This window comes from Flavobacterium phycosphaerae, from assembly GCF_010119235.1.
Classification (GTDB): domain Bacteria; phylum Bacteroidota; class Bacteroidia; order Flavobacteriales; family Flavobacteriaceae; genus Flavobacterium; species Flavobacterium phycosphaerae.
Map to the genome: position 1 here is coordinate 1,523,490 of NZ_JAAATZ010000001.1, position 17,121 is coordinate 1,540,610.

The window sequence follows — 17,121 nt, forward strand, 5'->3', positions numbered from 1 at the left end:
GTGAATTTAAACCAAATCCATAACGTCTATTTCATCGGCATCGGAGGCATCGGAATGAGTGCTTTGGCTCGGTATTTCCAAAACATAGGAAAGAATGTTTCGGGTTACGACAAAACACCAACCATGTTGACGGACGAACTGATAGCCGGAGGTATGTCCATTCACTTTGAAGATAATATTAACTTAATTCCCACCGATTATTATACTGAAAATACTTTGGTTATTATCACGCCGGCAGTACCGGTTACGCATTCGGAATGGAATTATTTTTTAGAAAGAAATTACACGGTAAAAAAACGCGCCGAAGTATTGGGTATTATTACCAAAGATACCTTTTGTTTCGCCGTTGCCGGTACACACGGTAAGACAACAACTTCCAGTATATTGGGTCATATTCTTTATGAAAGTGGTGCCGATGTGACTGCATTTCTTGGCGGAATTGTAGAAAATTACCACTCCAATCTAATCGGAAACGGAAAAACAGTTACGGTTGTTGAAGCGGATGAGTTTGACCGCTCGTTCCTGCATTTGCATCCGGATATTGCCTGTGTAACTTCGATGGATGCCGATCATTTGGATATTTATGGTGATAAAAATGCCATAGAAGATTCATTCCGTGAATTTGCAGCCAAAGTAACCAATAAAAATAATTTATTCGTTCCTAAAGGTCTACCGTTAGAAGGAATGACCACCGGAATTGAAGAAGAAGCAACTTATAAAGCTTTCAACATACGAATTGAAAACGGGTTTTATGTTTTTGATGTGCAAACGCCTTCGGAAACAATACAAAATCTGCAATTCGGTTTGCCCGGAAGACACAATTTAATGAATGCCTTGATGGCTTTAGCGATGGCTAAAACTTATGGTACCCCAACCGAGTCCATTACTAGAGCCTTGGCATCATTTAAAGGAATTCAACGCAGATTTTCTTATCAAATTAAGTCGGATGACTTAGTGTATATCGATGATTATGCGCATCATCCCACCGAAATTAATGCCGTGCACCAAGCGGTTCGCGAATTGTATCCAAACGAAAAAGTACTGGCCATTTTTCAACCGCATTTATTCAGCAGAACCAAAGATTTTGCCGATGATTTTGCTAAAAGGTTATCACAGTTTGACGAAATTTTGTTGTTAGATATCTATCCGGCCAGAGAATTACCAATGGAAGGAATTACCTCAAGTTGGCTGCTTTCCAAAATGGAAAATCCAAATAAAAAGTTGATTTCCAAAGCCGATTTAATTCCGACAATTTTGGCTAACGACGCTAAAATAATTGTAACTATCGGTGCGGGAGATATTGGTGAATTAGTTCCTAACATTAAGAAGGCGTTGCTATGAAAATTTTCACTTGGACAAATATAAGATTGGTCTTGATGATTGCGGTCGTAATCTTCCTGTATTCGTTCACTTCGCAGCGAAATGCCATGCGAAAAATCAAGAAAACGGAGGTGGTTTTTGTTGGAGAAAAGAACCTTTTTTTGAAGCCGGAAACGGTTAATAAATTGTTAATAGAAAAAAATCAGGACCTAAAAACATTAAAAAAAGATGGGTTAGATTTGAATAAATTGGAAAAGTCCATCAACCAACAAAAATTGATTGAGAAAGCTGATGTGTTTGTCAGTGTTGATGGGGTTTTAAAAGCGGTGGTGAAACAAAAAACACCTCTCGGACGAGTGTTTGATGAAACGGGTTCTTTCTATATTGATAATGAAGGGAATAGTATGCCGTTATCGGATAATTATACAGCCAGAGTGCCGCTACTATCGGGGGAGATTACAGTAGTAAAAAAAGAAAAATTATCTGAAGTTTTAAGGATGATTGCTGAAGATGATTTTTTGAAAAAAAATATCATTGGTGTACAAGTTTTGCCTAACGGAAGCCTGATTATGGCGAACCGAAATTACGATTACCAAATCGATTTCGGTAGAACTATTAACATCGAGACCAAATTTAAGAACTATAAAGCATTTTTTCAGAAGGCTGTTTCAGACAGTACATTGAACAAATACAAAAGAATCAACCTGAAGTTTACCAAGCAAGTGGTGTGCATAAAATAGAAGATTATGGAAAAAGAGAATATTGCAGTCGGATTAGACATTGGAACAACCAAGATTGTTGCCATGATTGGCAAGAAAAATGAGTATGGAAAATTAGAGATTTTGGGGGTAGGTAAATCCAAAAGTCTTGGCGTGGCTCGTGGTGTGGTAAACAACATTACGCAAACTATTCAGTCTATTCAACAAGCAGTAATCGAAGCAGAAAATAATTCAGGTTATAAAATTAACGATGTGGTGGTAGGTATTGCCGGGCAACACATTCGCAGCATTCAACATACGGATTACGTAATCAGAACCAATCCGGAAGAAGTAATCAGCGGCAGAGATATTCAGTTGTTGATTGACCAAGTAAACAAATTGGCCATGCTTCCCGGAGAAGAAATTATTCACGTATTGCCACAAGAATTCAAGATTGACGGACAAACCGAAATCAAAGAGCCTATTGGAATGTACGGGGCTCGTTTAGAAGCCAGTTTTCACGTAGTGGTAGGACAAGCGTCTTCTATTCGTAATGTTGGAAGATGTATCCAAAGTTCCGGCATTGAATTGTCAGGATTAACCTTGGAGCCATTGGCTTCAGCCGATGCGGTTCTGAGTCAGGAAGAAAAAGAAGCCGGTGTAGCTTTAATTGATATAGGCGGTGGAACTACGGATTTAGCCATTTTCAAAGATGGTATTATTCGTCACACAGCAGTGGTGCCTTTCGGAGGAAATGTAATTACAGATGACATCAAAGAAGGATGTTCGATTATTGAAAAGCAAGCAGAATTATTAAAAACAAAATTTGGTTCAGCTTGGCCGGGCGAAAATAAAGACAATGAAATTGTATCCATTCCGGGATTAAGAGGGAGAGATCCAAAAGAAATTTCGTTAAAGAACTTGTCGAAAATAATTCACGCAAGAGTAGTTGAAATCATTGAGCAAGTTTTCACCGAAATCAAAGCCTACGGACACGAAGACCCGCGCAAAAAATTAATTGCCGGAATCGTTTTAACCGGTGGTGGCTCACAATTGAAACACATCAAGCAATTGGTGGAATACATTACTGGCATGGATACCCGAATTGGCTATCCAAACGAACATTTGGCAGGCAATTCGAGTGAAGAAATTTCCAGTCCATTATTTGCTACAGCAGTAGGATTGGTAATGAACAGTATCGAAAACAATTCGAACAGTGCCTACAAAATTGAACTGAAAGAAGTAGTTGCCGAAGCGCCAAAACAAGTAGTCTTCCAACCGGTAGCCGAAGAAAAAGTAGAAGAGGAAGTGTTGAATGAAATTGAATTGCCGGTAAGCAAAATTGAAAACGAAACTACAGAAAGCAAAATCAGAAGATCGTTTTTTGACCGCTATGTAGACAAGATTAAAGATTTTTTAGATAACGCAGAATAAGCATAAACAGAATAAAACCTAACAAAACCAAAATAGTATGATAAGCAACTCAGAATTTGGAAGCATCTCATTTGATTTACCAAAGAATCAATCAAATGTGATAAAAGTAATCGGAGTTGGTGGCGGCGGAAGCAACGCTATCAATCACATGTTCAAACAGGGCATTAAAGGAGTTGATTTTATAGTTTGTAACACAGACTCACAAGCACTTCAAAACAGTCCTGTGCCTAATAAGATTCAGTTAGGGGTAAACTTAACCGAAGGACTTGGCGCGGGAGCAAATCCTGACGTAGGACAACAATCTGCTTTAGAAAGTGTGGGCGACATTGAAAAAATGTTAGATACCAATACTAAAATGGTTTTTATCACAGCCGGTATGGGTGGAGGAACAGGAACAGGTGCTGCTCCGGTAATCGCACAATTGGCCAAAGAACGTGATATTCTTACGGTTGGAATCGTAACAATTCCTTTCCAATTCGAAGGTAAAGTGCGTTCGGAACAAGCCTTGTTAGGGGTTGAAAAATTAAGAAAACAAGTTGACTCTTTAATTGTTATCAATAACAATAAATTGAGAGAAGTATACGGAAATCTCGGTTTCAAAGCCGGATTCTCCAAAGCAGATGAAGTGTTAGCTACGGCTTCTCGTGGGATTGCCGAGGTAATTACACACCACTACACGCAAAATATCGACTTGAAAGATGCTAAAACGGTATTGTCTAACAGTGGAACGGCCATCATGGGTTCGTCTGTTGCTACAGGTGATAACCGTGCTAAAGAGGCTATCGTTACCGCTTTAGATTCTCCGTTATTAAATGATAATAAAATTTCAGGAGCCAAAAACGTATTGTTGCTTATCGTTTCGGGTTCTAACGAAATTACTATTGATGAAATCGGAGAAATTAATGACCACATTCAATCGGAAGCCGGTTACAATGCCAACATCATTATGGGAGTTGGTGAAGATGAAACGTTAGGTGAAGCTATTGCAGTTACTATTATTGCTACAGGGTTTAATGTAGAACAACAAAACGGCATCGTAAATACCGAAGTAAAAAAAATTATTCACACTTTGGGTGACGAACAAAAATTGGTGCGCGATTTAACCCAAAAACCGGTAGAGGTTTTCCAAGCCATTGATACACCAAAAACAGAAACCAAAGAAGAGAAATCGTATTCGAATTAATAGAAGACGAGATTGAAACTCCAATTGAAACACCAGCAGTAGCTGTAGCTACAGCAGCTATTGATGATAACGAATTAATCGCGATGAACCAATTCATCCGCAACTTGGATGTGACTTTCGAAATCGTATCGCCAATCATGGACATCGATTACAAAGTAACTACGCCTGAGGTACGCGAAATGAAAGTGGTTGAGCCGCAAAGCATCATAGAAGAGGAACAAATCACGTTCACCTTCGATATGCCTGCTGCAACGCCAATCTTTGAGAAAATAGAAACGGTAGAGGCTGTTGAAGAAAGCAAAATCGTTTTCGACTTGTCGAATGCCAATGATATCGTAGTAAACGAACCGGTACAATTTGTTCCGGTGACTGAACTAAACGAAGAAGGCGTTATCAAATATTCGTTGGAAGAGTACATGGAGTTGGAAAACGACTTATTAAACTCTAAACCAGCCGCTGTTGCAGTTGTGGAAGAGCCAATTGCTGAAGAGTTAAACATTACGATGAAACCACAAGCAGAAATCGAAAAGCCACAACCGGTAATGCATTTTGAAGACGTTTCTCCGGTAGAAATGACCATTGAAGAGACTTTGAAACACAGAGCTGACGAACGCAGAAAAAAATTAAAAGAGTTCAATTACAAGTTCCACAACAATCCGTCACGAATTGAGGAATTAGAAAAAGAACCGGCATACAAACGCTTAGGCCTTGATCTGTCAAACAACGCCGACACTAATACAAATTCCAGAATGTCTTTGGGTACTGATAGTAACGATGATTTGCAAATTCGTACCAACAATTCATTTCTGCACGATAATGTAGATTAGTCTGCCATTTTTCTAATCTAATGACCCGAAAATTGCATTGCGATTTTCGGGTTATTTTTTTACCTTCGCAGTGCTTTTTAGGAGCGAAAGGTTCGGGCTGTTTCAGTCATCCATTTTCCCGCTGTCCGCGCTACAAGGTAGCCACTCCCATCGGGGCTAAAAAGCAAATCATAGCTTTGTCTAACAAAATAAAATACAACATATGAGTTTATCTGCCCAAATAATGGACGAAATGAAAAATGCCATGCGTGAAAAAAACACCATTGCCTTGGAAGCGCTTCGTGCCATCAAATCAGAACTTTTATTAGCACAAACTTCTTCAGGATCTAAAGAAGAAATCTCCGAAGCTGATGAAATCAAGATTTTGCAAAAATTGGTAAAAATGCGTAAAGACAGTGCTGCGATTTTTACAACTCAAAACCGTCCCGATTTAGCAGAACCAGAATTGGCTCAGATTGGAGTAATTGAAAAATTCCTTCCGGCCCAACTTTCAGAAGCTGAAGTAGAAGCCATCATTGCCAAAATTATTGCCGAAACCGGAGCCTCAGGAATAGCTTCTATGGGTAAAGTTATGGGATTAGCTACGGCCCAAATAGGAGGAACTGCTGAAGGGAAAACCATTTCGGCTATAGTTAAAAAATTATTAGTTTAAATCAATAAATAAGGCTGCGTAGTTCAACTGGATAGAATATCAGATTTCGGCTCTGAGGGTTGGGGGTTCGAATCCCTTCGCGGTCACGAATAAGAAGAGAAGGAGAAAAAATGTCCAAGCTTGCTTGAGCATTTTTTTCTCCTTCTCTTCTTTCAAAGCCGAGCTTTGAGGGAAAGACCAAGTCAATCCCTTCTCGGTAACAAAAAAAGCCTGAAGTTTATCTTCAGGCTTTTTTATTTAGTATTGTAAATTAAGAAGTAACTAATTTTTTTAAATCAGAAATAGTTTTCATTGAATCATCTGACTTGAAAACAAAGCTCCCGGCTACTAAAACATCTGCTCCGGATTGAACTAATGCTTTTGCATTTTTATCGGTTACCCCGCCGTCAATTTCAATATGTGTTCTTGCCTTTTTTCGGATAATTAATTCTTTTAGTTTTTCTACTTTTTCATAAGTGTTTTGAATGAAAGACTGTCCGCCAAATCCGGGATTGACACTCATCATACAAACCAAATCAATATCATTGATTACATCTTCCAAGAGGGCTACATTCGTATGAGGGTTTAAAGCTACACCGGCTTTCATGCCTTCTGCTTTGATAGCTTGCAGCGTTCTGTGTAAATGAGTACAAGCTTCATAGTGAACAGTCAAAATATTAGCCCCTAAATCGGCAAAAGTTTTGATGTAGCGGTCTGGGTCAACAATCATCAGGTGCACATCAATTGTTTTTTTAGCGTGTTTGGAAATAGCTTCTAAAACAGGCATTCCGAAAGAAATGTTTGGAACGAAAACACCATCCATAATATCAATATGAAACCAGTCAGCTTCGCTGTTGTTAATCATTTCAATATCACGTTGCAGATTCGCGAAATCAGCAGCAAGGACAGAGGGGGCAATAAGTGTGTTTTTCATGGGGTAGTGTTGTTTCGACAAAGATAATTATAAAAAATAAAACTCCGGTAATCAGCCGGAGTTTCAATCATCAATCAAAAAACGAACAGTTAATCAGACTGTTGTTATCGTTCATTAGGATTATCCTAAATATGTTTTTAATATTTTACTTCTTGAAGTGTGTTTTAATCTGCGAATGGCTTTTTCTTTAATCTGACGAACACGTTCACGAGTTAAATCGAAAGTTTCTCCAATTTCTTCTAGAGTCATTGGATGTTGGTCGCCTAAACCAAAATACAAACGAACTACATCGGCTTCTCTTGGTGTTAAAGTTTCTAAAGAACGTTCAATTTCGGTTCTTAAAGACTCATGGATTAACTCTCTGTCCGGATTTGGTGATTCTCCTGAACGTAAAACGTCATAAAGGTTTGAATCTTCTCCTTCTACAAGTGGAGCATCCATTGATAAATGACGCCCGGAGTTTTTCATACTCTCTTTTACGTCATTTACAGTCATATCAAGTTCTTTTGCAATTTCTTCGGCTGAAGGAGCTCGCTCGTTAGATTGTTCTAACAAGGCGTACATTTTATTGATTTTATTGATAGAACCGATTTTATTCAAAGGCAAACGCACAATACGGGATTGTTCTGCTAAAGCTTGTAGTATGGATTGACGAATCCACCAAACAGCATAGGAAATGAATTTAAAACCACGTGTTTCATCAAAACGTTGTGCAGCTTTAATCAATCCTAAATTACCTTCGTTAATCAAATCGGGAAGTGTCAAACCTTGATTTTGGTATTGTTTTGCTACCGAAACCACGAAACGTAAATTGGCTTTTGTCAACTTCTCCAGAGCTCTTTGGTCTCCGGCTTTGATACGTTGTGCCAATTCTACCTCTTCGTCGGCAGTAATCAAATCAACTTTTCCAATCTCTTGTAGGTATTTGTCTAGGGATGCAGTTTCACGATTTGTTACCTGCTTGGTGATTTTGAGCTGTCTCATTTAATTTGTCTCCTTTACTTTAAAGTGTTCAGGTGGTTATACGTAAAGTAAATCAAAAAAGTTACAATTTTTTAATTTTAATTTAAAAATCCCAACTCAATTTCTCGAGTTGGGATTTTTTATGAATTAATATAAAACTGAATTAACCTTGTGGAGCGTCTTTCTTATCTTCTCTAGGAGGGCGGTTTTCGTCTCTAGGAGGTCTAGGTAAAAGTGCTTTTTTCGACACTTTTTCTTTTCTGGTTTTTGGATCAATACCTAAGTATTTCACCATAAACACATCGCCCATTTTTACAACATCGGCAACGTTTTCAGTTCTTTCCCAAGCCAATTCAGAAACGTGAAGTAATACTTCGTTTCCTGGAGCGGCTGTGTATTCAACAACAGCACCAAAGTCAAGCATTTTGATTACTTTCACTTCGTAAGATTCACCAACAGTTGGTTTGAAAATGATAGAATCAATTTTCGCCAATACAGCTGCAATTCCATCTGGATCGGTTCCTAAGATTTCAACAACACCTTGTTCATCCACTTCGTTGATAACGATAGTAGTTCCGGTTGCTTTTTGTAATTCTTGAATCACTTTTCCACCAGGACCAATCAAAGCACCAATAAAGTTTCCAGGAATGGTACGCATAATGATTTTTGGAGCATGTTTCTTAACATCAGCTCTTGGTGTTGCAATAGTTTCCACTAATTTGCCTAAAATATGCATACGACCGTCACGAGCTTGGTTCAAAGCTTGCTCCATAATGTCATAACGCAATCCGTCGATTTTGATGTCCATCTGACAAGCTGTGATTCCGTCTTTGGTTCCGGTTACTTTAAAGTCCATGTCGCCTAAGTGATCTTCATCTCCTAAGATATCTGACAATACGGCAAATTTTTGACCATCAGTAATCAATCCCATAGCAATACCAGAAACCGGTTTTACCATTTGAACTCCGGCATCCATCAAAGCCATAGTACCGGCACATACTGTAGCCATAGAAGAAGAACCGTTAGATTCTAAAACTTCAGATACAATACGGATAGTATAAGGACAATCAGCAGGAATCATATTTTTCAAAGCACGTTGTGCTAAGTTTCCATGACCAACTTCTCTGCGCGAAGTTCCTCTTAAAGGTTTGGCTTCACCGGTTGAGAATGGTGGGAAATTGTAGTGTAAATAGAATTTTTCTTCACCTTGTTCTGATGGAGAATCGATCTGGTTAGCTTCTCTAGATGTTCCTAAAGTTACTGTAGCCAAAGCTTGTGTTTCTCCACGGGTAAATAAAGACGAACCGTGAACAGAAGGTAAATAATCCGTTTCACACCAGATAGGTCTGATTTCAGTTGTTTTTCTTCCATCCAAACGAATTCCTTTTTCAAGGATTACATTACGAACTGCTTCTTTGTTGGTTTTATAGAAATATTTTCCAACCAATCCGGCTAGGTCAGCGTTTTCAGCGTATTCTTCTTCAGTAAACAAAGCTTTACATTCTTCTTTTACTGCGGCAAATTTTTCACCTCTTTCGCTTTTTCCTGAAGCTTCCTGTGCAATCGCATAACATTTGTCATAACCGGCTGCTTTTACTTTTTTGTAAACTTCTTCGTCCTCTACTTCACCTTCGTAAGTACGGATTTCTTTTTTACCAAAAGCTTCTTGCAATCTTAATTGAGCGTGGATTTGTACTTTAATTGCGTCGTGTGCAAATTTGATAGCTTCTACCATTTCGGCTTCTGAAATCTCTTTCATTTCACCTTCAACCATCGCCACTGAATCCAAAGAAGCTCCAATCATCATATCGATGTCTGATAATTCTAATTGTGCTCTGCTTGGATTGATTACAAATTTACCGTCGATACGTGCTACACGTACTTCCGAAATTAAATTGTAGAAAGGAATGTCTGAAACTGCCAAAGCAGCTGAGGCAGCTAATCCGGCTAATGCATCCGGCATCACGTTTTCGTCATGACTCATTAATTGAATCATAACTTGTGTTTCTGCATGATAATCATCCGGGAATAATGGACGTAAAACACGATCCACCAAACGCATGGTTAATACTTCGCTGTCGCTTGGACGCGCTTCTCTTTTGAAAAAGCCACCAGGGAAACGTCCTGCAGCAGCAAATTTTTCACGGTAATCTACCGTTAATGGTAAGAAGTCAACATTTGGATTGGCCGTTCTTGCAGATACTGCTGTCGCTAAAAGCATACAGTCGCCTAATCTAACAACAACAGAACCATCTGCTTGTTTGGCTAATTTACCGGTTTCGATTGTGATGTTTCTTCCATCACCTAAATCGATTGTTTCTTGGGTTACTTTTGGAATCATAAAAATTAATTCGTTTAAACTATTAGGTTAGTTGTGTTGTAGTTGTTGTAGTAGTTGTTTGTAACCCAATGAAAAACCGAAACTTTTCTTCTTTATTTATAAAACAAAAAGAGGCGCGCAAGCACCTCTTTAGATATGTATTATTTTCTAATACCTAATTCTTTGATTATCTCACGATATCTGTTGATATCTTTTTTCTTTAAATAGTCAAGAAGACTTCTTCTTTTACCTACCAAAAGTACTAACGAACGCTCAGTGTTGTAATCATGACGATTTTTTTTCAAGTGCTCAGTTAAGTGAGAGATTCTAAATGTGAACAAAGCGATTTGTCCTTCTGCAGATCCTGTGTTTTCTGCTTTTCCTCCGTGTTTAGCGAAGATTTCTGCTTTAACTTCATTAGTTAAGTACATGCTAATATTATTTTAAATGATTATTATGTATGAATTAAGGTTTTCCTAATTCGTGTGCAAAGGTAATTTTATTTTTTGATTAGGCAAATAAAAATCTGTTACGAACTTAAAATAGTTTGGCAACTTCCTCATTTACAAACTCTAAAAAACGTTCGTCCGCAGTACTAAACGGATTTAGCACATGACTGTCAATATCAATTTGACCAATGTTTTTACCATTTACAAAAAGTGGCACCACAATTTCTGATTTTACCGTAAAACTACAAGCAATATAATTGTCTTGGGCGGCAACATCGGGCACGACAAAGTTAGCATTTGATTCAGCCACTTGCCCGCAAATACCTTTTCCAAACGGAATCACAGTATGGTCTGTTTCGGCTCCAACATATGGACCAAGATGTAATGTTTTGTTTTCGTGATCAGCAAAATAAAAACCAACCCAATTGTAATAATCTACATGGTCAAAAAGGAATTGACATAAGGCTTTCAGTTTTACCTCGCGCTCAATATTGGCTTCCGAAAGGATAGCCGTCACTTGTGGTTTTAAGTTCTCGAAATTCATTTTCAATTTTTTTATGCAAAAGTAACGACTGCACTTTTTTTATTTTATATAAATTTGTTAAAAATTCCACTTTGAAAAATCTGCTCCTGCAATACAAACCGTTTTTACTATTTCTGGGGAAATTTTTATTGACATACCTGCTCCTGACCATTTTATACCAATCTTATTTAAATAGGTTTGATGCTTCTAAATCAGAAGTGGATTCATTTACCCAAATGGTAGCCCAGCAAACCGGAACTGTTTTATCATGGATTGATTCCCAATCTTACACCATGCCACATCTTAAAGAACCCAGCATAAAGATATTTTACCACCATAAATACGTTTCCCGAATTATTGAAGGCTGCAATGCGTTGAGTGTAATTATACTATTCGTTGCTTTTATCATTGCTTTCACCGGTAAATTTAAGCCTACGGTTTTATTTATTTTGTCCGGAAGTGTTTTAATCCATGTGCTGAATGTAGGCCGAATAGTGCTATTAAGTATTGCCTTATACCATTTTCCGCTATATGAACAATTGCTTCACGGGGTTATTTTTCCGCTGGTTATTTATGGGATAGTATTTTTATTATGGGTAATTTGGGTTAATAAATTTTCATTACATGCTACAGTTACTACAAAAAAATAAAGAAAAATTGTTTTGGTCATTGGTTTTAATCGGATTGCTAATCTGCATCCGGCTTTTTGAAAACCAACTGTTTTATGATCCTTTCTTAGCCTATTACAAAACCGAATATGCCCATTCGCCGTTTCCGAAAATCAATATTTTTAAATTATTTTTTAGCTTGGGGATTCGGTTTTATATCAACTCGGTGATTTCGTTGTTCTTATTGTATGTCCTTTTTAAGGATACTAAAATTGTCAAATTTTCGATGTTGCTTTATATGATTTTGGGCTCGGTGCTGATGATTAGCTTTATCTTTACACTCAATTTTTTTGGCGAAGAAAGTAAAATGACACTTTTTTATATCCGAAGATTTTTGATTCAGCCAATATTTATCTTGCTCTTTATTCCTGCTTTTTATTATCAGAAACAACTCAAAAAGTAACCGACTTTTTCCGTAACTTTACTAGTGTTTTATAAGCTGATAAAAAAATGAAAATAGTAAAGCATTCGGGAAGTATAGTTGAGTTTAATCGTGACAAACTGAAGAGTTCTTTGCTCAAGTCGGGAGCCGGTACTCAAGTGGTTGAAGAGGTTTTAAATGTCATTGACAGCCAAATCTACGAAGGCATTACAACCAAAAAAATATACAAATTAGCCTTCAGCTTACTCAAAAAATCATCCAACTCGCATGCCGCCCGTTACAATCTTCGCGCTGCCATTCAAATGTTGGGGCCGGCGGGTTTCTTTTTCGAAAAATACATTGCCCGTCTTTTTATTTCCGAAGGTTATTTGGCTCAAACCAACCTCTTCCTATCGGGCCGATGTGTCGGTCATGAAATAGATGTAGCTGTTATGAAAAATAATTACATCGAAATGATTGAATGTAAGTTTCACGCCGGTAGCGAAACCAACTCGGATGTGAAAGTGCCGTTATACATCCTCTCACGCTTCAATGATGTTAAAGACCGAAACCATACCATTTTTACTAAAAAAGATAAAATATCAGCTTGTTGGATTGTCACTAATAATCGTTTTACTTCTGATGCCATGACTTTTGCCACTTGTTCCGGTTTGAAATTACTCAGTTGGGATTATCCTCAAAAAGGCAGTCTGCGACAACGAATAGATGAAGATAGATTATATCCGGTAACGTGTTTGACTACTTTAACGGCTGTTGAAAAAGATAAACTGTTGGTGCTCGATATTATTTTGGCCAAAGAAGTAAGCGATAATGCTGAAGTCTTAGTAAAAATTGGACTTAGCACTATCCGAATAAAAAATGTACTAAAAGAAGTTGCTGAACTTTGTAAATATATGTAGTAATGAAAATTAAATTTTTGGGAGGAGCAGGTACCGTGACAGGTTCCAAAACATTAGTTGAAAGCAATGGAGTTCGAATTTTGATTGATTGCGGACAATTTCAGGGAATCAAGCCACTAAGAGAACTTAACTGGGAGCCTCTTCCGATTTTGCCCAACACCATTGATTTTGTTTTGTTGACGCACGGCCATTTAGACCATTGCGGTTGGCTGCCAAGGTTAGTCAATCAAGGTTTTGAAGGTAAAATTTATTGTACTTCTCCAACCAAAGACATAGCTAAATTGATTTTGTTAGACAGTGCTAAAATTCAGGAAGAAGAAGCCGAACGCGCCAATAAAGAAAAGTTTTCCAAACATGAAAAAGCTGAGCCACTGTATGATTTAACACAAGCCGAGCAGGTATTTCCCTTATTTCGAGTAATCAAACCGAATGAAGAAGTGCAACTGGATGCCGAAATAACAGCCACTTTTAGTAATGCCGGACACATTATCGGGGCCTGTTCTATCGAATTGAAACTGGAGAACAAAACGTTGGTTTTTTCCGGAGATATTGGCCGAGATGACGATGTGCTGATGTATCCTCCAACCAAACCCAAAATCGCCGATTATATTTTTCTGGAAAGTACATACGGTAACCGAATTCATCAGGAAGAAGACGTCAAACTTTCTTTAGAAACCTATATCAACAATGCATTTCAAGCAGGTGGTACCGTGATCATTCCGAGTTTTGCTGTTGAAAGAGCACAAAGCATTATGTATTTGCTATGGCAACTAAAGGAAGAAGACAAACTCCCTGATATCCCTTATGTTATTGATACGCCCATGGGCATAAGTGTTTTGGAGGTTTTTACGAAAAATAAAAATTGGCACAAACTTTCCGAAAGTGATTGCATAGCAATGTGTAAAATGTTTACGATGAACACTGATTATCAGGAAACAGTTGATACAATTTATGATACGCAACCTAAAGTAGTTATAGCTGCCAGCGGAATGATTACCGGCGGAAGAGTCTTAAGTTATTTAGAACGCTACATCAGTTTGCCCGAAACCACCATTATCATTGTGGGCTATCAAGCCGAGGGAACTCGTGGAAGAAAATTACTCGAAGGAGCCACTGAATTAAAAATCTACGGAAAATATTATCCTGTTTTAGCCAAAATTCTGGAAATAGAAGGTTTGTCAGCACATGGCGATCAAAACGATTTGCTCAATTGGCTTTCAGCACTGCAGTCTAAACCCCAAAAAGTTTTTTTAGTCCATGGCGAAAACCAACCGGCGGATGAGTTGCGCATCAAGATTCAGGAGCGTTATGGGTTTATTTGTTCTGTTCCTATGATGGGGCAAGAGTTTGAACTGTAAAGTTTTAATACGATTTTAAGTTTTTCCTAATTCGATTTTACTAGCTTTGCATCATGAATTTGAAAAAGCACATAAGTATTTTGCTGACTTTTTTCCTGTTGGTTTCCAACTTGGGGTTGGCGTTTAATGTGCATTATTGCGGAGGTAAAGTAGCTTCGGTTACTTTGCATGTGCCCACTGCTGAAGGTTCAGAAAAGAATTGTTGCGGTGCTGTTGAGCAAGAATCCAAATGTTGCAAAAACAAAATCATAAAATCTGAAATTAAATCAGAGCAGCTTATCGTCAAAAGTTTAACGTTCGCGGCTGATTACATTCCGGTTTATAACGATTGGAAACCTATCGTTTTTACATCTAATTTTACTTTCAAAAAAACAGAGATTACGCCATACTATTGCGATGCCAATGCGCCGCCGTTTTATCTCTTGTACAGCCAATATACTTTCTACTCCTGATTTAATATTCGATAAAAGTTAATTTATACGAATATTAAAATCTATTATAATGAAAAAAATACTGCTACTCTTAGCGCTATTGTTTTCAGTCATCACTTTTTCACAGGAAACGATTCAACAAGATTCCTTAAAAACAGTGACAGTGGAAGCCAAACGCAAAGGGTTAAAAAAATCACTTTCAGGAACCGCCAATACAACTGTAGTTACCAGCAAAGAATTACTAAAAGCGGCTTGTTGTAATTTGGCCGAAAGCTTCGAAACCAATCCGTCTATCGATGTGAATTTTTCGGATGCCTTGACAGGAACCAAACAAATAAAGATGCTCGGGTTAACCAGTCCCTACATCATGATTACCGAAGAAAATATTCCTTCAGTGCGCGGCGCTTCTCAAGCTTATGGGTTGTCTTTTACTCCGGGAACTTGGGTAGAAAGTATCCAAATTACCAAAGGAGCCGGCAGCGTTGTAAATGGCTATGAGAGTATTTCGGGTCAAATTAACACCGAGTTAATCAAACCCATGAAAGACATTCCCTTTTTTCTGAATGCTTACGGCTCGACCGATTCCCGTTTTGAATTAAATACCCATTTCAATAAGAAAGTTTCAGATTATTGGGCTACCAGTTTGTTTGTACACGGCAATGCCCGAGTGTCAAAAAACGATATGAATGATGATGGCTTTCTTGACAATCCGTTGGGAAGACAGTTTAATGTAGCCAACCGTTGGCAATTTGCCAATCCGGAAACAGGTTGGGTGGCGTTTTTAAATCTTCGTTTTATGAAAGATGAAAAGCAAACCGGTCAGCTTAATTTTGATCCTAACAGAGATAAAGGAACAACCAATTATTGGGGTTCTGAAATCAATACGGAACGATTGGATTTTACTTCTAAAGTGGGTTATGTTTTCAAGGATATGCCGTATCAAAGCATTGGCTTTCAAAATGCTTTCAGCAGTCACAATCAAGGATCCTATTTTGGTTTGAATCAATACGACATCAAGCAACAAAGCTATTACTCCAACCTGATTTTCAATTCGATTATCAGCAATACAATGCACAAATTTGCAACAGGGTTGAACTTCACGTATGATAAATATGCCGAGTTTGTAAACCTTGCCAATGTTAGTCGAATAGATAATTCAGTAGGTGCTTTTTTTGAATATACTTATGATGATAGCGACAAGTTCAGTTATATTTTGGGTGGAAGATTCGATTATCACAATAGGTTAGGAGGGTTCTTCACCCCGAGATTGCACGTAAAATACAATCCTTGGGAAAAAGCCGTACTCCGATTTTCAGCCGGAAGAGGCAAGCGCGCCGCCAATATTTTTGCCGAAAACCAAAACCTATTTGCCAGCTCCCGAACCTTTTCGGTTTTAGATACTAATGGGAAAATTTATGGATTGAATCCGGAGATTGCTTGGAATTACGGAATCAGTTTTACTCAGAACTTTAAATTATTTGGCATGAATGCCGATACAACGGTTGATTTTTATCGCACTGATTTTCAAAATCAAGCCGTGGTGGATGTGATGAATTCGCCGCAACAAGTCTTGTTTTATAACTTAAAAGGGAAATCGTATGCTAATAGTTTGCAATTGGATTTCAATTTAGAAATTATCGAACACCTCAATCTGAGAACGGCTTATAAGTATTATGATATTTCGACCGATTATCTTTCGGGGAGTTATCAGCGCCAGTTACAGGCAAAGCACCGTTTCTTTGCGAACTTAGAATATGAAACGCACATAGCCGAAAAAGGAAAACAATGGAAATTTGATTATACATTCAATTGGTTAGGGAAACAGCAATTACCCAACACGGCAAGTAATCCGCATCATGACCAGTTGCCCGAGTTTTCTCCGTCATTTAGTGTGATGAACGCTCAAATTACCCGAACTTTTTCGAGTACTTTTGAAATGTATATCGGAGGCGAAAATATTGGAAATTACAGTCAGCACAAAGCCGTTTTGGGTAGCGAAAATCCATTCGGACCAACTTTTGATACCTCAATTGTGTATGCGCCTATTTTTGGCCAAATGTATTACGCCGGATTGCGATTTAAAATAAAATAATGTTAAAAA

15 protein-coding genes, 1 tRNA gene and 1 pseudogene are annotated in these 17,121 nt (G+C 38.0%); 12 read left to right on the forward strand and 5 right to left on the reverse strand.

All coding sequences use genetic code 11. The features are described 5' to 3' along the window. The 6 genes and pseudogenes from murC to GUU89_RS06805 all read left to right on the forward strand — a co-directional run bounded on the left by murC (position 1) and on the right by GUU89_RS06805 (position 6,200). Positions 1-1,341, forward strand: a complete 1,341-nt coding sequence (gene murC, locus GUU89_RS06780; protein ID WP_162127211.1) for a UDP-N-acetylmuramate--L-alanine ligase — start codon at positions 1-3, stop codon at positions 1,339-1,341. Then, positions 1,338-2,060: a cell division protein FtsQ gene (locus tag GUU89_RS06785; RefSeq protein WP_162127212.1), complete on the forward strand. Its 723-nt coding sequence runs from the start codon at positions 1,338-1,340 to the stop codon at positions 2,058-2,060. Before murC ends, GUU89_RS06785 begins: the two co-directional genes overlap by 4 nt. A 6-nt stretch (positions 2,061-2,066) precedes the next feature. Continuing rightward, positions 2,067-3,452 (forward strand): cell division protein FtsA, encoded by a 1,386-nt coding sequence (ftsA, locus tag GUU89_RS06790; RefSeq protein ID WP_162127213.1) that lies wholly within the window; start codon positions 2,067-2,069, stop codon positions 3,450-3,452. Positions 3,453-3,489: 37 nt separating this feature from the next. Then, positions 3,490-5,462, forward strand: a pseudogene (gene ftsZ / locus GUU89_RS06795) (cell division protein FtsZ). A 202-nt stretch (positions 5,463-5,664) separates the two neighbouring features. Next, complete coding sequence (locus GUU89_RS06800) at positions 5,665-6,114, forward strand: GatB/YqeY domain-containing protein (RefSeq protein ID WP_162127214.1); 450 nt, start codon at positions 5,665-5,667, stop codon at positions 6,112-6,114. Between the two features lie 12 nt (positions 6,115-6,126). Next, positions 6,127-6,200, forward strand: a tRNA-Arg gene (locus GUU89_RS06805). A gap of 164 nt (positions 6,201-6,364) precedes the next feature. Here GUU89_RS06805 and rpe read toward each other — a convergent pair. The 5 genes from rpe to GUU89_RS06830 form a co-directional block, all read right to left on the reverse strand. Continuing rightward, the gene (gene rpe, locus GUU89_RS06810) at positions 6,365-7,027 is read right to left on the reverse strand and encodes a ribulose-phosphate 3-epimerase (protein ID WP_162127215.1); all 663 of its coding nucleotides are present in this window, start codon (positions 7,025-7,027) and stop codon (positions 6,365-6,367) included. 120 nt (positions 7,028-7,147) lie between these two features. After that, positions 7,148-8,011, reverse strand: a complete 864-nt coding sequence (locus tag GUU89_RS06815; RefSeq protein ID WP_026711939.1) for a sigma-70 family RNA polymerase sigma factor — start codon at positions 8,009-8,011, stop codon at positions 7,148-7,150. Between the two features lie 142 nt (positions 8,012-8,153). Then, complete coding sequence (locus GUU89_RS06820) at positions 8,154-10,331, reverse strand: polyribonucleotide nucleotidyltransferase (protein WP_162127216.1); 2,178 nt, start codon at positions 10,329-10,331, stop codon at positions 8,154-8,156. 140 nt (positions 10,332-10,471) lie between these two features. Beyond that, positions 10,472-10,741 (reverse strand): 30S ribosomal protein S15, encoded by a 270-nt coding sequence (gene rpsO, locus GUU89_RS06825; protein WP_162127217.1) that lies wholly within the window; start codon positions 10,739-10,741, stop codon positions 10,472-10,474. A gap of 106 nt (positions 10,742-10,847) precedes the next feature. Next, positions 10,848-11,303 carry a GAF domain-containing protein gene (locus GUU89_RS06830; RefSeq protein ID WP_162127218.1) on the reverse strand — a complete coding sequence of 152 codons (456 nt, stop codon included), beginning with the start codon at positions 11,301-11,303 and terminating at the stop codon, positions 10,848-10,850. 71 nt (positions 11,304-11,374) lie between these two features. Here GUU89_RS06830 and xrtF point away from each other — a divergent pair, with 71 nt between their 5' ends. The 6 genes from xrtF to GUU89_RS06860 are packed head-to-tail and all read left to right on the forward strand — an operon-like array spanning position 11,375 to position 17,112. Next, positions 11,375-11,932 (forward strand): exosortase family protein XrtF, encoded by a 558-nt coding sequence (gene xrtF, locus GUU89_RS06835; protein ID WP_162127219.1) that lies wholly within the window; start codon positions 11,375-11,377, stop codon positions 11,930-11,932. Beyond that, entirely contained in the window at positions 11,907-12,353 is a 447-nt protein-coding gene (locus GUU89_RS06840) for an exosortase F system-associated membrane protein (protein WP_162127220.1), read from the forward strand. The genes xrtF and GUU89_RS06840 overlap by 26 nt, the downstream gene beginning before the upstream one ends. Positions 12,354-12,400: 47 nt before the next feature. Continuing rightward, positions 12,401-13,231, forward strand: coding sequence for an ATP cone domain-containing protein (locus GUU89_RS06845; protein ID WP_162127221.1), 831 nt, complete (start codon positions 12,401-12,403; stop codon positions 13,229-13,231). A gap of 2 nt (positions 13,232-13,233) precedes the next feature. Continuing rightward, positions 13,234-14,589 (forward strand): MBL fold metallo-hydrolase RNA specificity domain-containing protein, encoded by a 1,356-nt coding sequence (locus GUU89_RS06850; protein WP_162127222.1) that lies wholly within the window; start codon positions 13,234-13,236, stop codon positions 14,587-14,589. Between the two features lie 59 nt (positions 14,590-14,648). Beyond that, positions 14,649-15,041, forward strand: coding sequence for an HYC_CC_PP family protein (locus GUU89_RS06855; protein WP_162127223.1), 393 nt, complete (start codon positions 14,649-14,651; stop codon positions 15,039-15,041). A gap of 49 nt (positions 15,042-15,090) precedes the next feature. Next, positions 15,091-17,112, forward strand: a complete 2,022-nt coding sequence (locus tag GUU89_RS06860; RefSeq protein WP_202924439.1) for a TonB-dependent receptor plug domain-containing protein — start codon at positions 15,091-15,093, stop codon at positions 17,110-17,112. Positions 17,113-17,121 lie beyond the last annotated feature (9 nt).

Bases quoted from the DNA above. Each gene is read 5' to 3' on its own strand.
- rpsO (WP_162127217.1), bottom strand. From the start codon at position 10,741: ATGTACTTAACTAATGAAGTTAAAGCAGAAATCTTCGCTAAACACGGA.
- GUU89_RS06785 (WP_162127212.1), top strand. From the start codon at position 1,338: ATGAAAATTTTCACTTGGACAAATATAAGATTGGTCTTGATGATTGCG.
- GUU89_RS06860 (WP_202924439.1), top strand. From the start codon at position 15,091: ATGAAAAAAATACTGCTACTCTTAGCGCTATTGTTTTCAGTCATCACT.
- GUU89_RS06840 (WP_162127220.1), top strand. From the start codon at position 11,907: ATGCTACAGTTACTACAAAAAAATAAAGAAAAATTGTTTTGGTCATTG.
- GUU89_RS06820 (WP_162127216.1), bottom strand. From the start codon at position 10,331: ATGATTCCAAAAGTAACCCAAGAAACAATCGATTTAGGTGATGGAAGA.
- ftsA (WP_162127213.1), top strand. From the start codon at position 2,067: ATGGAAAAAGAGAATATTGCAGTCGGATTAGACATTGGAACAACCAAG.
- GUU89_RS06830 (WP_162127218.1), bottom strand. From the start codon at position 11,303: ATGAATTTCGAGAACTTAAAACCACAAGTGACGGCTATCCTTTCGGAA.
- GUU89_RS06845 (WP_162127221.1), top strand. From the start codon at position 12,401: ATGAAAATAGTAAAGCATTCGGGAAGTATAGTTGAGTTTAATCGTGAC.
- rpe (WP_162127215.1), bottom strand. From the start codon at position 7,027: ATGAAAAACACACTTATTGCCCCCTCTGTCCTTGCTGCTGATTTCGCG.
- GUU89_RS06800 (WP_162127214.1), top strand. From the start codon at position 5,665: ATGAGTTTATCTGCCCAAATAATGGACGAAATGAAAAATGCCATGCGT.
- GUU89_RS06850 (WP_162127222.1), top strand. From the start codon at position 13,234: ATGAAAATTAAATTTTTGGGAGGAGCAGGTACCGTGACAGGTTCCAAA.
- GUU89_RS06815 (WP_026711939.1), bottom strand. From the start codon at position 8,011: ATGAGACAGCTCAAAATCACCAAGCAGGTAACAAATCGTGAAACTGCA.